This window comes from Vibrio sp. CCB-PB317 (genome assembly GCF_022808245.1).
Taxonomy (GTDB): domain Bacteria; phylum Pseudomonadota; class Gammaproteobacteria; order Enterobacterales; family Vibrionaceae; genus Vibrio; species Vibrio diabolicus.
In genome coordinates, this window is sequence record NZ_JALGNU010000001.1 from 1187781 (window position 1) to 1203100 (window position 15320).

Below are 15320 nucleotides of genomic sequence, written 5' to 3' on the forward strand. Positions count from 1 at the left end.
ATTTTTATGCAGTAACGTCTTATCTTATTTTGCGTTTTTGCCAACTCCGAACCACTGAGTAGCGCCAAAGTCCTCTAATGCCGAAGTAGCCAATAATCGCGGATATGACACCACAGATAGCACAGCCTAATAAGAATGGAGGGCCAATAGTGCTCATCTGTTGCATGATGAATTCCCACGAAAGTTCAAAGTGGAAAGGTTGCGGAGGAACATGCATCACTAAAGCGCCAAGCTTATACGCAAAATAAAATAACACAGGCATGGTGATGGGGTTGCTTATCCATACCAAAGCGACGGAGAGAGGTAAATTGACGCCAAGCATGATTGCCAAACCTGCAGCCATGATCATTTGGCTTGGTAGCGGAACAAATGCCATAAATAACCCGACAGCAAAAGCCCCAGACGCCGAGCGACGATTTAAACACCACAAGTTCGGGTTGTACAACACATTGCCGAAGACCTTCAATGCTTTTTGGCGTTTGATCAATTCATGATCTGGCATGAAGCGTTTTATCAGCTTTCTAGGCATAGGACAGCATGACTCTCTCAGAAAAAAGTTGGACCTTGGCGTTATTTGTAGCGAGCGTAATTTCGTCAGCTTGGTGGCCGACAATACCAGATTGGCGTTGGCTGCTGCTGGGAATAATAACCACTGGCTCAATAATCAAATTACGTCGTGGCTTAATTAGCATAGGCGCAATTGCGGGCTTTATGGTTGTCATCGTCCACGGCAATGTATTGGAGTCTCAGAGACAAGCCCTTTTTCAAGCAGGGGAGAATATTACCATAATTGGTAAAGTTGACAGCCCTTTTACGCAAATAAGTCACGGATATGAAGGCATTGTGGCTCTAAAAAAGGTAAATTCTCAAACTCTGTTACCTTTTCTTAAACCTAAAATCCGTCTTATTACGCCTTTTCCACTCGATGTTAACAGTGAGTTTACGACATCCGTCTCGTTAAAGCCGATTACAGGCCTACGCAACGAAGCTGGTTTTGACGCTGAAAAGCACGCAATGGGTAAAAGTATTATCGCACGCGGTGTTGTTAACAAGGATGTTACCTGGATTATTCGTTCTACTACATCTTTGCGCCAAGCCATTATCGCTGATGTTTCGGAGGATGTGTCCTCCCTTCATCATTTCTCGTTAATAAATGCGTTAGTTTTTGCCGATCGCTCTTGGTTATCTAAGGAGGATTGGCAAGCACTCAGAGACAGTGGTTTACTGCACTTGGTCTCGATTTCGGGCTTACATATTGGTATGGCGTTTACTTTTGGGGTAGTGGTGGGCGGTGCCATTCGTTATGCGTTACCTCAATACCAGCTATTGCCTAGCTTATGTGGGCTGATGTTTGCCGTTGCCTATGCTTGGTTAGCGGACTTCTCATTACCTACTACCCGCGCGGTGTCTGTATGTGTTATTTACGTCGTTCTCAAATATACCTTAGTGCACTGGGCTTCCTGGCGGGTACTTTTGCTCGCGGTAGCGCTACAACTGCTTGTTCAACCTTTTGCATCGTATAGCATGAGTTTTTGGTTATCGTATTTGTCAGTTTGCGCAGTGCTGTTTGCAATCAATTTGATTCGGCATCAAAACGGGGGCTGGAAGGCGAAGTTAAAAGTGCTATTGCTTACTCAATTGATGTTGAGTGTGTTAATCGTGCCTATTAGTGGCTATTACTTTTCTGGTTTCAGTTTGTCATCAATTGCATACAACTTGGCGTTTATTCCTTGGTTCGGATTTATCGTTGTGCCTTTGATGTTTCTGGCCCTGTTCTCATCTTTATTTCTTGAAATGATAGCAAAGTCTCTGTGGCAGTTGGTGGACTGGTCATTGCAGCCATTGAGCACGTCAATTCAGTACGCGATAGGCTCCTGGCAACCCATTAGTATAGAAATGACAGGGTTGATTCTGGCGGGAATTGTTTGCTTGGTGTTTCAACGATTCATGTTTCAGTACGCGTGGTGTTTGTTACTTGGCATTGTAATTAGTATTAAGCTCACATCGGAATATGATCAGCAACATTGGCGCATTGATGTACTAGATGTGGGCCATGGCCTTGCGGTGATTGTAGAAAAAGACGATAAAGTGTTGCTCTATGACACAGGTAAAGCATGGCAAAATGGCAGTATTGCGGAGCAGGTCGTCACTCCGGTCTTGCATCAACGAGGTTATGAAAGCATCGATACGATGATCCTCAGCCATTCCGACAATGACCATGCAGGAGGGCGCTTGTTCATTGAAGATGCCTTTTCGCCACAGCGCAAACTCAGTAGCCAAAACTTTATCGGATATGAGTCTTGTACTCGCGGCGATCATTGGAAATGGCAAGGGTTAAATATAGAAGTACTTTGGCCTCCTGCTCTTGTTCAACGTGCATATAATCCGCACTCCTGTGTACTACGTCTTACCGACCCTATTTCTATGTTCAGTATGCTTTTTACTGGTGATATTGAGACCATTAGCGAGTGGATCTTGCTCAGGGAGCCTGAAAAGTTAAAAAGTGATGTGATGTTGGTCCCTCATCATGGTAGTAAAAGTTCGTCGAATCCTCGCTTTATTGAGGCGGTAAACCCGAGTGTGGCCGTTGCTTCTTTGGCAAAAAATAATCAATGGGGAATGCCGGCAGAACATGTTGTTGCAGCATATCGCAAGCTTGACATTACTTGGCTTGATACTGGGGAATATGGTCAGGTAAGCTTCTCTATTCACCGTGATAATTGGCGCTCAGAAACCAAACGTAGCGATACATTTGAGCCTTGGTATAGGCAGATGCTGCGTAAGGGAGTAGAATGAGAGTCTTAATGTAAGAAAACAAAGCACTTCTATGTCGATAAATACTGATGAAACGACTTGGCAGACGTTTAAGCGTCTATGGCAATTTATTCGCCTTTACAAGTCAGGTCTTGTCGTTGCAGTCATTGCATTAGTTATTAATGCTATATCAGATACCTATATGATTTCCCTATTAAAACCATTACTAGATGAAGGTTTTGGGAACGCTGAATCTGATTTTCTACGCACGCTTCCATTGATTATTTTTGCCATGATGTTTGTCCGTGGCATAAGTGGATTTGTCTCCACATACTGTTTGAGCTGGGTATCCGGCAATGTGGTTATGCAAGTCCGCCGTATGGTATTCAATCACTTTATGCATATGCCTGTGTCTTACTTCGATAAGGAAAAGACGGGCAATTTATTGTCACGTATTACCTACGATTCAGAGCAAGTATCTGCGGCAACCAGCCAAGCGTTAGTGAGCATCGTTCGTGAAGGTGCAAGTATCATTGGCCTGTTAGTCCTGATGTTTTACAACAGCTGGCAGTTGTCGTTAGTGCTGTTTGCTGTTGCTCCTGTTGTCGCGTGGGGTATTGGTGTCGTTTCTAAACGTTTTAGAAAAATATCCAAAAATATGCAGACAATGATGGGCAACGTGACTGCGTCAGCAGAGCAGATGCTGAAAGGCCATAAAGTCGTGTTGAGCTACGGCGGCCAAGATATCGAACGTAAACGATTTGAGAAGGTCAGCAACCAAATGCGTCAACAAAGCATGAAGTTAGTGACGGCTCAAGCGGCGGCTAACCCTATCATCCAAATGATTGCGTCACTTGCTATTGTTGCCGTTCTTTACTTAGCAAGTATTGACTCGATTAAAGAGCAACTGACTCCAGGTACATTTACCGTTGTCTTCTCTGCGATGTTTGGTTTGATGCGTCCGCTTAAAGCGCTTACTAACGTTACCTCTCAGTTCCAACGTGGTATGGCTGCGAGCCAAACGCTCTTTGCGTTGATTGACCTTGAGCCTGAGAAAAACGAAGGTAAGTTGACAGTTGAACGCGCAAATGGCGATGTTTCAGTTAAAAACGTAAGCTTTACTTATACTGGCGCAGAAAAGCCAGCATTGGAAAATGTCAGCTTCGATATTCCAAGAGGGAAGACCGTTGCGCTGGTTGGTCGTTCCGGTTCCGGTAAAAGTACCATCGCGAACTTGTTCAATCGTTTCTATGATGTTGATAGTGGCTCCATCACATTAGACGGACATGATATTCGTGAATACGAGCTAAAGAACTTGCGTCAGCAGTTTGCGCTAGTATCACAAAATGTTCATTTATTTAATGACACGATTGCAAACAATATTGCTTACGCAACGGATGGAAAATACGAGCGCAGTGATATCGAGAAAGCGGCAAAACTCGCGCATGCTATGGAATTCATCAGCAAAATGGATGATGGGCTTGATACCATGATTGGTGAAAATGGCGCGAGTCTATCTGGCGGTCAACGTCAACGTGTCGCTATTGCACGTGCTCTATTGCGTGATGCACCGGTATTGATTCTTGATGAGGCGACCTCTGCTTTGGATACGGAATCTGAACGCGCTATCCAAGCTGCATTAGATGAGCTGCAGAAAGACAAAACGGTACTCGTGATTGCGCACCGCTTATCCACAATCGAGAAAGCCGATGAAATTCTTGTGGTTGATGATGGCGCCATCATTGAGCGTGGCAACCACGCCGATCTGATTGCAAAAAATGGTGCGTATGCACAATTGCACCGTATTCAGTTTGGTGAATAGACGCGGTGGTTGAAAAAATCTGGTTTGAAAACCATCCAATAAAATACCTATTGTGGCCGCTTTTGTGGCCACTGAGTGTATTATTTGGAGCAATAAGTAAGTCTAAGCGAAAGCAATATCAAACAGGCCGTAAGCAAGCCTACAACGCGCCTATCCCTGTTATTGTTGTCGGCAATATCACGGCTGGTGGTAATGGCAAAACACCAGTTGTGGTTTGGCTTGTTGAGCAACTGCAACAGCTTGGGCTTAAGCCAGGGGTCGTTTCTCGTGGCTATGGAGCAAAAGCTCCTGCCTATCCGTTAGTGCTAAAAGAAGATACGCCTGCGAAACATTGTGGTGATGAGCCTAAGTTGATTCATCGCCGCACAGGAGCGCCTGTTGCGGTAGACCCGGTGCGTTCAAATGCAGTGAAAGCACTGCTTGAGTCAGGTGTGGATATCATTATTACGGACGATGGGTTACAACATTATGCGTTAGGCCGTGATATTGAGTTAGTGATTGTGGATGGGAATCGCCGATTTGGGAATGAAAGCCTCATTCCGCTTGGCCCACTTCGTGAAGGGGTCGAGCGTCTTGCTGAAGTCGACTTTATCATCACCAATGGCGGTCAAGCACATACGGGCGAAATCGCAATGACTTTAGCGCCATCTAAAGCCATTAACCTCAAGACTAAGCAACTTGTGGAAGTTTCTGAGTTAAAAGAGCTAGTGGCATTTGCAGGGATTGGGCATCCACCACGATTTTTTCATACACTAAACTCGATGAACGCAGATGTTAAAGTCACAAAAGGTTTTGCTGACCATCAAGACTTTGACCAACAAGAATTAGAAGCATTGGCTCAACAAGGGGCCAATGTGATTATGACCGAGAAAGATGCTGTCAAGTGCAGCCATTATGCGCAAGATAATTGGTGGTATCTGCCTGTATCTGCCCAGTTTGAACCAAACGATGCAGAGCAAATTTTAAATAGAATAAAAGAGGTTAAAGCGGCTTATGGATCACCGTCTGCTTGAGATTGTAGCTTGCCCTGTTTGCAAAGGTAAGCTGACGTACGATAAAGAGAATCAAGAGTTGATCTGCAAATTGGATCGCCTCGCTTACCCGATCAAAGAGGGTATTCCCGTTCTGCTCGAGCCTGAGGCTCGTACTATGAGTATGGATGAGGGACGCTAATGTCTTTTACGGTTGTCATTCCTTCGCGTTACGCATCGAGCCGCTTGCCTGGTAAACCGTTAGCGGATATTGGCGGTAAGCCTATGGTTCAGTGGGTTTACGAGCAAGCGCTACAAGCGGGTGCGGAAGATGTTATCGTGGCAACTGATGACGAGCGTGTTGCTGATGCTGTCTCGTCGTTTGGTGGTAAAGTCTGTATGACCTCTCCTAACCACGAATCAGGTACTGAACGCCTTGCTGAAGTTGTTGAAAAGATGGCTATTCCTGCAGACCACATTATTGTTAATGTGCAAGGGGACGAGCCTTTGATTCCACCGTCTATCATTCGTCAGGTTGCTGATAACTTATCGGGGTGTGATGCTCCGATGGCGACATTAGCCGTAGAAATAGACTCGGAAGAAGAAGTGTTCAATCCGAATGCAGTTAAAGTTGTGGCTAATGAGCAAGGCTATGCGATGTACTTTAGCCGAGCAACTATCCCTTGGGATCGCGATAACTTTGCCAAACAAGACAAAATCATTGCCAACCCATTAATGCGTCATATTGGTATTTATGCTTATCGAGCTGGTTTTATTAATACGTATGTAAACTGGGCTCCGAGCGCATTGGAGCAGATCGAGTGCCTTGAGCAACTACGAGTGCTTTGGTACGGTGAAAAAATTCATGTAGCGGTAGCGAAAGAAGCGCCAGCAGCCGGCGTTGATACGCCAGAAGATCTAGAGGCGGTGCGCGCTATTGTGGCGAAGCAAGCATAACTAAAGGTCACATTGAATTAAGAACGAGAAAGGCTCCTGAATTAGGAGCCTTTTTGTTGCTTATATCCAAGTATTAGTTAGATGTTTGTGTCATATTGGTTCCGTTTAGGGCAGGTCGCTAAGACTTCTCGGTGACCTGTGTCTTTTACTTCTTGCAGAATGACATCAAACCCCCACAATCGGTACACGTGTTTCAGAACTTCTTCATAACTGTCATCAAGCGGGATTCGGTTATGAGGTACGTATTGCAAAGTGAGTGAGCGGTCACCACGAACATCGACATTAAATACCTGAATGTTTGGCTCAAGATTAGATAAGTTGTACTGAGCGGCTAAGGTTTCTCTAATGCGTTTATAACCCATCTCATCGTGTATCGCGGCGACTTCAATAAAGTTTTTGTGGTCATCATCGTTGATCGCAAACAGCTTGAAATCACGCATTAATTTCGGAGAAAGGTATTGGCTAATGAAGCTTTCATCTTTGAAATTATGCATCGCGAAATGTACCGCATCTAACCAATCGGTTCCTGCCAAATCCGGAAACCACTCCTTGTCCTCATCAGTTGGTTCTTCACAGATACGTTTAATATCTCGGAACATTGCAAAGCCCAAGGCGTATGGATTAATACCATTAAAGTAAGGGCTATTATAAGGCGGTTGAGCTACCACACTGGTATGGCTATGTAAGAACTCTAGTATGAACTTTTCGGATACCAAACCCTCATCGTAAAGATGATTGAGAATGGTGTAATGCCAGAATGTTGCCCAGCCTTCGTTCATGACCTGCGTTTGTTTTTGCGGATAAAAATACTGACTGATTTTGCGTACAATCCGCACGACTTCACGTTGCCACGGCTCTAGTAGCGGGGCATGCTTTTCGAAAAAGTAGAGCAAGTTTTCCTGAGGCTCGCTTGGGAATCGCTCTTTAAGATCTTCCTCTTTGGTTTTGGCTCTTGGTACTGTGCGCCACAATTCATTCACTTGAGACTGTAAGTATGCCTCGCGTTCTTCTTGTCGCGCTTTCTCTTCGGTAATGGAGATTTTCTCTGGTCGCTTGTAACGATCTACACCAAAGTTCATTAAGGCGTGGCAGGAGTCGAGCAGTTTTTCCACTTCCTGTACCCCATATCGCTCCTCACATTCAGCTAAATACTTTTTGGCAAACAGCAAATAATCGATGATGGAGCTAGCGTCCGTCCAGGTTTGGAACAGATAATTACCTTTGAAGAAAGAGTTGTGCCCGTAACAAGCGTGAGCAATCACCAGCGCTTGCATTGTCACGGTGTTTTCTTCCATCAAATAGGCGATACACGGATTGGAGTTAATGACAATCTCGTAGGCTAACCCCATTTGACCATGCTTATAGTTCTGTTCCGTTTGGATGAACTTCTTACCAAACGACCAGTGGTTGTAATTGATGGGCATACCAATACTTGAGTAGGCATCCATCATTTGCTCGGAAGTAATCACTTCTATCTGGTTAGGGTAAGTGTCTAGGCGATAGTGTTGTGCGACACGCTTAATCTCTTTGTGGTAGCGTTCCAACAGCTCAAATGTCCAATCCGGTCCATCTGGCAGCATTTTACTATTACGCTTCTTAGGCGCCTCTCCTGAGAGGTTTTTCGTTGCGGTACTCATCGCTAGCCTCCTTACGCCGTTTCTTTTTGGAATAGTTCACGGAAGACTGGGAAAATATCCTCCACAGAGCGAATGTTTTTCATTGCGAAGTTCGGAAATTCATCGGTGAGCTTTTCGTACTCATGCCATAGAGTTTGGTGCGAGCGTCGTGTGATCTCTATGTAGGAGTAGTACTGACAGTTTGGCAGTAGTTTGTTCACTAATAGGTCGCGGCATCTTGGCGAGTCATCTGCCCAGTTATCACCATCGGATGCTTGCGCAGCATAAATGTTCCATTGTCCAATTGGATAGCGCTCTTTTACGATTTCGTCCATCAGTTTCAATGCGCTGGATACAATGGTGCCCCCGGTTTCTTGCGAGTAGAAGAACTCGTGCTCGTCCACTTCTTTCGCTTGGGTGTGGTGGCGAATAAAGACAACGTCTACATTCTCGTAAGTACGAGTTAAGAACAGGTATAACAGAACGTAAAAACGTTTTGCGATGTCTTTCGTTGCTTGATCCATCGAGCCCGATACGTCCATCAAACAAAACATCACAGCTTGACTAGATGGTACAGGGCGTTTTTCATAGTTTTTAAAGCGTAAGTCGAAGGTGTCAATAAATGGAACCCCCTCAATTTTCTTACGCAGCTCTTCAATTTCAGCCTTCAAGCGGTTCTCTTCAAACTGCTGAGCGGGTTCAATGTTTTTGATGCGAGCAAGTTCATCTTCTAGCTCTTTGAGAAGACGTTTCTTACCCGCGGTCATTGCCGTACGTCGTGCAAGAGATTGTTGCAGCGAACGTACTACCGCAATGTTTGAAGGGATACCAGCAGTTTGAAAGCCTGCGCGGTGCGTTTTCCATTCAGTAATTTTGGCAATTTGGTTTTTTTCTAGATTAGGCAGCTCGAGATCTTCGAACAAAATATCGAGGTACTCATCTTTTGATATTTGGAATACAAATTCGTCTTGGCCTTCTCCATCTGGACTGGCATTGCCCTCTCCCGAGCCACTACCTTGACCGCCACCTTTAGGACGCTCAATTTTATCACCAGTAATGAACTGGTCATTGCCGGGATGAACTCGTTCGCGAACACCACCTTTGCCTTGATGAAAGATCGGCTCATTGATGTCTTTGTGAGGGATAGAGACGTCTTCGCCCGTTTCCGTATTCGTAATCGAGCGTCGATTCACTGCGTCTGCTACCGACTCTTTTATTTGCTCTTTGTGGCGCTTCAAGAAGCGCTGTCGATTAACAGCGCTCTTGTTCTTGCCATTGAGCCTTCGGTCTATAAATTGCGCCATGAAATAGCCCTCTTCATGTTTCACAAGCGACCTAACTCAATACTGGGTTAGGATGACTTACGTACTCGTAGGTACCACTCAGAAAGTAGGCGAACCTGTTTCTCGGTATAGCCTTTTTCCATCATGCGAGCGACAAAGTCGTCATGCTTCTTCTGATCTTCAGAAGAGGTTTTCGCATTAAATGAGATAACCGGAAGTAGCTCTTCGGTATTGGAGAACATTTTCTTCTCGATTACTGTGCGCAGTTTTTCGTAGCTGGTCCAAACCGGGTTTTGACCATTGTTATTCGCTTTCGCACGAAGCACAAAGTTAACGATTTCGTTTCGGAAATCTTTCGGGTTAGAAATACCAGCGGTTTTCTCGATCTTCTCTAGTTCAGCGTTCAGTGAAGATCGATCAAATAGCTGACCAGTTTCTGGATCTCGGTACTCTTGGTCTTGAATCCAGAAGTCTGCGTAGGTGACATAGCGGTCGAAGATGTTCTGACCGTATTCAGAGTAAGACTCGAGATAAGCGGTCTGAATCTCTTTACCAATAAATTCAACGTAGCGAGGCACTAGGTAGCCTTTCAAGAACTCGAGATATTTCTCTGCCGTTTCAGCAGGGAACTGTTCACGTTCAACCTGTTGTTCAATCACATAGAACAGGTGTACAGGGTTGGCTGCCACCTCGGTTTGGTCGAAGTTAAATACGCGCGACAAAATCTTAAAGGCGAAACGTGTAGAGAGACCATTCATGCCTTCATCGACACCCGCATAATCACGATACTCTTGATAGCTTTTTGCCTTTGGATCGGTGTCTTTGAGTGTTTCACCATCGTAGACGCGCATTTTTGAGAAAATGGATGAGTTTTCAGGCTCTTTCAGGCGTGAAAGAATACTGAATTGCGCTAAAGTTTCGAGCGTGCTTGGAGAACAAGGAGCCTGAGACAGCTCACTGTTTTCGAGCAGTTTTTGGTAAATTTTCACTTCTTCGGATACGCGGAGACAGTAAGGTACTTTTACAATGTACACACGGTCGAGGAAGGCTTCGTTATTTTTGTTGTTACGGAAGGTCTGCCACTCAGATTCGTTCGAGTGAGCCAGAATCATACCGTCGAATGGAATCGCAGATAGACCTTCAGTACCGTTGAAGTTACCTTCTTGCGTTGCCGTCAATAGTGGGTGAAGTACTTTGATCGGCGCTTTGAACATCTCGACGAATTCCATTAAACCTTGGTTTGCTTTACACAGAGCACCGGAGTAGCTGTAGGCATCTGGGTCATCTTGCGAATAATGTTCGAGTTTACGGATATCGACTTTACCAACCAGTGATGAGATATCTTGGTTGTTTTCATCCCCAGGTTCTGTTTTAGCAATACCGATCTGATCGAGAATTGAAGGGCGAACTTTCACTACTTTAAATTTAGTGATATCACCGCCAAATTCATGAAGGCGTTTAGCGGCCCATGGCGACATAATCGAGCGAAGATAACGTTGCTCGATGCCATATTCTTTTTTCAAAATATCGCCGTCTTCCGTGGCTTTGAATAGACAGAATGGATGGTCATTCACTGGGCTACGTTCGCCATTAGCAGTAAGAACATAGATAGGCATCTGTTCCATCAGAGCCTTAAGTTTTTCAGCAAGTGAGGACTTACCGCCGCCGACAGGACCGAGTAGGTAAAGGATCTGCTTACGTTCCTCTAAACCTTGCGCCGCGTGTTTTAGGTAAGACACAATTTGCTCTATGGCATCTTCCATACCATAAAAATCTTTAAAGGTTTCATAACGAGAGATAACACGATTCGAGAAGATGCGGCTCAATCTCGGGTCTTTTGCCGTATCGATTATCTCTGGTTCACCGATCGCCATCAGTAGGCGTTCTGCTGCATTAGCATAAGCGCTTTTGTCATCCTTACACAGGGCTAGAAACTCCTGTAACGACATCTCTTCATCTTTTGCAGCTTCATATCTTGATTGATAGTGGTCGAAAATACTCATGTCGCTTTCCCCTTTAATAGTCAGTCTACCGACGAACGTTGATTCAGGCTTTCCCACCTATTGTTATGCTCCTTGTTGTTTGAATATACGTCCTGTTATCACATTTGGTTCGTACAGAATGTAAGATTGGCGACACCAAAGACTTTGCTTTATGGACAGTTTTTTCATTACAACGGTGAGCGGTGGGTATGAATCTTTCAATCACAGCCTTTCTCTACTTAAGCCTAGTCGGGGATTTGCAATTTTGCTTAACAATTATGAATTTATTGCAAAAGTGACATTTGAATCACTCTTTCACTGAAGATGAATTTATGTCGTGAATAGGTGCAATAGAAATCAAATATTTGGCAAAGACAGAAGAGTCTCAGTGATTCATTGCTCTACATCGCATAAGGTAAGCGTAAGAAGACAGAAAAGCAGCGGTAAGGTTGTGACAGGGCAAATAAAAAAGGAAAGCGAGTGCTTTCCTTTTCGTAGACGAATAGTTTATGCGCTGAAGATTTGTGCAAGCTCGTTTTCGCATAAATGGTACTGACGAGGGCAGTTGCGCCAAGTTTGTAGCATACGACGGTATTTATCCAGCATTGGCATTTGGCTGTTAAAGTGATGGTCTGCTTTATCAAATTGAGGGTACAGACCTTCAGAATCAATAAGGAAGCGTACGTAATGGACTTGTTGGGCCTCTGAAGCAATATCAAACCCAAGGAACTGCAAGCGGCGCTGATCCACTTTGTTACGATCTTCGGTATCGAGCATGTTGTAAGATTCTTGCATCGCGTGATACATCTCCATAACGTCGATGATCTCACGACACTCCGCTTCTGAGAGACAGCCGAAATCTTTATTCAACTCACGCATTTGTAGCTCATAGCCACGTTCAACGATCGTTTGTAAGCGTTTGTATTTGGCCGCATTACTTGGATCAAGTTGAGACATAAGGTTGTATTGGTTTGATAGAATCAAACGTTGAGCGTTTGACATTTCCATGATGACCTCACTAGATATCTAATACATTTTTAATGTGCTTAGGTTAACGCTTAAGACATGAGTGAAACATGATCTCAACACATATTTAATACTAAAAAATGGCAAGAACTGTCACTTTTGACCAGTTTAAAAACACTTATTTATGGTAATGATTGTATATGTAGTCTCGGTCTGAAAATACTCTTAGCCACTCTGGCTTGAATACGGTTAAAACCGCCAGTGACATACCATTTAATAGGCCCTCAGGGAAGGCAAGCAACGGTACAAAAATAAAGTAGTTATGTTGAATGGTTTCCCAATCGTAATGACCAACCGATAAATGGTAAAAGGAGTTAATCAGCAGATGCAGGCTTCCTGTTATCGCGCCGTTGAAAAAACCTGCAACGAAGATGAATACAAAAATGTTTCTTGGCAAGTAGTGATAACTCAAAAGAAAGACGAGGTAACTAATGAAGATAGGAAGCAGGGCAGACAATACTAAAGACGTGGGTAACTGTAACAACGACACATCATGTAGCAGGTGATTGACCAGCATTGCAGGGATACTGATTAGAAAGGCCATACGCCAACCATACATCATCGTCAGCGTTGTTAGCGCGAGAAAATGAATCTGTAGTCCTTCTTTTACGCCAGCTTGAGTTGCCCATAAGATACTGAAAAAAAAGAGTGTTGCGAAAACGAGGTGCTGAAATGCTTTTTCCTTTTCAAGCTTGGGCCAAACTACTTTTTTCCAATCTGGTAGACAGTAGGCGAGTACTATCCAAAGTATGACAACCAGCGAGCCCAAGTTAAACCAATCCATGTTACTACCTTCCTATGCGATCATGACGCAATCATTTCTATTGTTCTTTTTATACCTAAATCACCTCATAGAGATTCATTGAAGGTACTTAGGTATAGTTAAAAAAATACCAGCAATATGCTGGTATTTTAAAGAGGTTAGTCTTGCTGTTCACTTAGTATTTTACGTTATCGTTGTACTGCGCAAGAATGGATTGAATCTCGTCCATGGTTTCTTTCGGTGGAGGGTTTACCCCTTCGAGTGGGTATTCTAAGCCCAATGCTTCCCATTTATGGGCACCCAATTTGTGATAAGGAAGTAACTCGACCTTTTCGATGTTATCCATATCTTTAATAAACTCACCAAGCATGTGTGCTGCTTCAGGGTCATCCGTGTAACCAGGCACGACTACATAGCGAATCCAAGTTTTCTTTCCGATTTTTTGCAAGTAACGAGCAAAGTCCAATGTACGTCGGTTCGATACGCCGATGAGATCTTGGTGCACTTCATCTTTCATGTGCTTGATATCAAGCATTACTAAGTCTGTTGCATCCAGTACTTCATCAATAACATCAGTGTGTTTACGAACATAACCGTTCGTATCTAGACACGTATGAATACCTTCTGCTTTAGCTGCGCGGAAAAAGTCCCGTACAAATTCAGGTTGAAGCATCGCTTCGCCGCCAGAACAAGTAACGCCACCACCTGATGCATTCATGAAGTGGCGGTAACTTTTCGCTTCGGAAATGATCTCTTCAACCGTAACTTCTTTGCCATCATGCGTATCCCATGTATCGCGATTGTGGCAATACTTACAGCGCATCAAACAACCTTGCAAGAAGACGATAAAACGAATACCAGGTCCGTCTACGGTACCACATGACTCAAATGAGTGAATACGACCAGTTGTTGACATCTTTTGCTCTCATTACTAGTAAATTCTAGCTGTTATTTTATTACAAAAAGCAGGGTTAAAACAGCTTTGTCGGTACTAAAGGCAAGGTTATGTGAAGAAAGAAAATAGATAGACCAATCTAAATAAATGCTTGATCACAGGGTTGGTTAATACCAAACGAGAGAACTTGCCTTGTATTTAGATTGGTGTGGATACAGGGATAAGTCAGCTTTTAGAAAAAGGCGAACACAGAGAAGGAACCTGTCCCATAAACATCAGTTTGGGATTCTTCATAATCTGGCGTTTTTATCGTAAAGGTTAGGCTTGCACCGTAATTTTGGTTATACCAAGTTGCACCCGCTACGGCGCTTGCTTGCCAATTTTGCAGTGTGACGTCGTATGGCGCGGATGGCTTAGGAATACCAGGGCGATCGCCTTCGATGGTCATGTCATTGAAACGGTAACGACCTTCAAACCCCGTAAATAAGAACCAGCTTGAAGTATCCTGTGCGAGCATACTCGCTGAGAACGGGCTCTCAACACTAATATTGGCGGCTCCGATGCTGCTTGCTAGGTTTGTACCCCAACGAAACATGACGCCTTGAGAGACATCACTACGGAAGTTACCCGCATTGATGTCGTTAATGTTGGTGATTTCCCATTGCGTTTTTTGTTCTTCGCTGCGCATCAATTTATTAAATACGCGGTAGCCAAGGCTAAACGCCACTTTATCGTCGATCTGGTAATCCCAACCTTGTGGGTCAGTCGAGCCTGTTATGCCGTGAACGATTTCTTGCGCTTTTTCTGAAAGCGAACTTTCACCTGTTGCACCGATGGTGAAGTTGTAGCGGACGGCCTTATCATCAGTCAAAGAAAGATAGTTGATCTCAGTATGTAGATAACCCGCATATGGGCGATCATTGACCAGTGGATAATCCGCTTCAATGTCGCTCGGAGTCCACATTTTGTGGCCAAGAACCAACTCTATTTTATCGATATTGGCGTGTTCTGAGTCAGCCAGACTCAGCCATTTCCATTGGCTTTCTTGTTTCAGTTGGCCTGTTGCGTAGGAAAGAAAAATACCATTTGTGTAGTCTTGGTCGACGCCGAAAATACCATCATTGTCGAGTGTAAAAGAGACCGTAGACTTAGTGGATGCCATCGCAACTGGAGAAAGAAGAGTAAGAACAATTAATTTACTGAGTTTCATATACTTTATTTACTAACTTTTTTCGCATCATACGTAAGAAT

General features: G+C 44.1%; 13 protein-coding genes. 5 read left to right on the plus strand and 8 right to left on the minus strand.

What is annotated here, in order from left to right; genetic code table 11:
* Positions 1–19 precede the first annotated feature (19 nt).
* Positions 20–529, minus strand: coding sequence for a DUF2062 domain-containing protein (locus MTR11_RS05590; RefSeq protein ID WP_006742150.1), 510 nt, complete (start codon positions 527–529; stop codon positions 20–22).
* Between the two features lie 8 nt (positions 530–537).
* On the opposite strand from MTR11_RS05590, the gene MTR11_RS05595 reads away from it, so the two are divergent.
* The 5 genes from MTR11_RS05595 to kdsB are packed head-to-tail and all read left to right on the plus strand — an operon-like array spanning position 538 to position 6504.
* Positions 538–2796 (plus strand): DNA internalization-related competence protein ComEC/Rec2, encoded by a 2259-nt coding sequence (locus MTR11_RS05595; protein ID WP_243327115.1) that lies wholly within the window; start codon positions 538–540, stop codon positions 2794–2796.
* A 31-nt stretch (positions 2797–2827) separates the two neighbouring features.
* Positions 2828–4576: a lipid A ABC transporter ATP-binding protein/permease MsbA gene (gene msbA, locus MTR11_RS05600; protein ID WP_005390646.1), complete on the plus strand. Its 1749-nt coding sequence runs from the start codon at positions 2828–2830 to the stop codon at positions 4574–4576.
* Positions 4577–4581: 5 nt separating this feature from the next.
* The gene (gene lpxK, locus MTR11_RS05605; protein WP_006742147.1) at positions 4582–5589 is read left to right on the plus strand and encodes a tetraacyldisaccharide 4'-kinase; all 1008 of its coding nucleotides are present in this window, start codon (positions 4582–4584) and stop codon (positions 5587–5589) included.
* Complete coding sequence (locus tag MTR11_RS05610) at positions 5570–5749, plus strand: Trm112 family protein (RefSeq protein ID WP_005390649.1); 180 nt, start codon at positions 5570–5572, stop codon at positions 5747–5749. Before lpxK ends, MTR11_RS05610 begins: the two co-directional genes overlap by 20 nt.
* A complete protein-coding gene (kdsB, locus tag MTR11_RS05615; protein ID WP_005390653.1) occupies positions 5749–6504 on the plus strand; it encodes a 3-deoxy-manno-octulosonate cytidylyltransferase in 756 nt (251 codons plus the stop codon). Before MTR11_RS05610 ends, kdsB begins: the two co-directional genes overlap by 1 nt.
* Positions 6505–6581: 77 nt before the next feature.
* On the opposite strand, the gene MTR11_RS05620 is transcribed toward kdsB, so the two are convergent.
* The 7 genes from MTR11_RS05620 to MTR11_RS05650 all read right to left on the minus strand — a co-directional run bounded on the left by MTR11_RS05620 (position 6582) and on the right by MTR11_RS05650 (position 15279).
* On the minus strand, positions 6582–8141 hold the full coding sequence (locus MTR11_RS05620; RefSeq protein ID WP_006742146.1) for a SpoVR family protein: 1560 nt from the start codon (positions 8139–8141) through the stop codon (positions 6582–6584).
* Positions 8142–8152: 11 nt separating this feature from the next.
* Positions 8153–9424: a YeaH/YhbH family protein gene (locus MTR11_RS05625; RefSeq protein WP_005390656.1), complete on the minus strand. Its 1272-nt coding sequence runs from the start codon at positions 9422–9424 to the stop codon at positions 8153–8155.
* A gap of 47 nt (positions 9425–9471) precedes the next feature.
* Positions 9472–11406: a PrkA family serine protein kinase gene (locus MTR11_RS05630; protein ID WP_005390658.1), complete on the minus strand. Its 1935-nt coding sequence runs from the start codon at positions 11404–11406 to the stop codon at positions 9472–9474.
* Between the two features lie 486 nt (positions 11407–11892).
* The gene (locus MTR11_RS05635) at positions 11893–12393 is read right to left on the minus strand and encodes a YfbU family protein (protein ID WP_005390659.1); all 501 of its coding nucleotides are present in this window, start codon (positions 12391–12393) and stop codon (positions 11893–11895) included.
* Positions 12394–12529: 136 nt separating this feature from the next.
* Positions 12530–13195, minus strand: coding sequence for an energy-coupling factor ABC transporter permease (locus MTR11_RS05640; protein WP_006742143.1), 666 nt, complete (start codon positions 13193–13195; stop codon positions 12530–12532).
* A gap of 154 nt (positions 13196–13349) precedes the next feature.
* Positions 13350–14090: a pyruvate formate lyase 1-activating protein gene (gene pflA / locus MTR11_RS05645; RefSeq protein ID WP_005390663.1), complete on the minus strand. Its 741-nt coding sequence runs from the start codon at positions 14088–14090 to the stop codon at positions 13350–13352.
* A 211-nt stretch (positions 14091–14301) separates the two neighbouring features.
* Complete coding sequence (locus MTR11_RS05650) at positions 14302–15279, minus strand: lipid A deacylase LpxR family protein (RefSeq protein ID WP_243327116.1); 978 nt, start codon at positions 15277–15279, stop codon at positions 14302–14304.
* Positions 15280–15320: the final 41 nt, after the last annotated feature.

Coding starts and splice junctions, on each gene's coding strand:
- MTR11_RS05635 (WP_005390659.1), bottom strand. CDS start 12,393: ATGGAAATGTCAAACGCTCAACGTTTGATTCTATCAAACCAATACAAC.
- kdsB (WP_005390653.1), top strand. CDS start 5,749: ATGTCTTTTACGGTTGTCATTCCTTCGCGTTACGCATCGAGCCGCTTG.
- MTR11_RS05610 (WP_005390649.1), top strand. CDS start 5,570: ATGGATCACCGTCTGCTTGAGATTGTAGCTTGCCCTGTTTGCAAAGGT.
- pflA (WP_005390663.1), bottom strand. CDS start 14,090: ATGTCAACAACTGGTCGTATTCACTCATTTGAGTCATGTGGTACCGTA.
- MTR11_RS05595 (WP_243327115.1), top strand. CDS start 538: ATGACTCTCTCAGAAAAAAGTTGGACCTTGGCGTTATTTGTAGCGAGC.
- MTR11_RS05625 (WP_005390656.1), bottom strand. CDS start 9,424: ATGGCGCAATTTATAGACCGAAGGCTCAATGGCAAGAACAAGAGCGCT.
- msbA (WP_005390646.1), top strand. CDS start 2,828: ATGTCGATAAATACTGATGAAACGACTTGGCAGACGTTTAAGCGTCTA.
- MTR11_RS05640 (WP_006742143.1), bottom strand. CDS start 13,195: ATGGATTGGTTTAACTTGGGCTCGCTGGTTGTCATACTTTGGATAGTA.
- MTR11_RS05650 (WP_243327116.1), bottom strand. CDS start 15,279: ATGAAACTCAGTAAATTAATTGTTCTTACTCTTCTTTCTCCAGTTGCG.
- MTR11_RS05620 (WP_006742146.1), bottom strand. CDS start 8,141: ATGAGTACCGCAACGAAAAACCTCTCAGGAGAGGCGCCTAAGAAGCGT.
- MTR11_RS05630 (WP_005390658.1), bottom strand. CDS start 11,406: ATGAGTATTTTCGACCACTATCAATCAAGATATGAAGCTGCAAAAGAT.
- MTR11_RS05590 (WP_006742150.1), bottom strand. CDS start 529: ATGCCTAGAAAGCTGATAAAACGCTTCATGCCAGATCATGAATTGATC.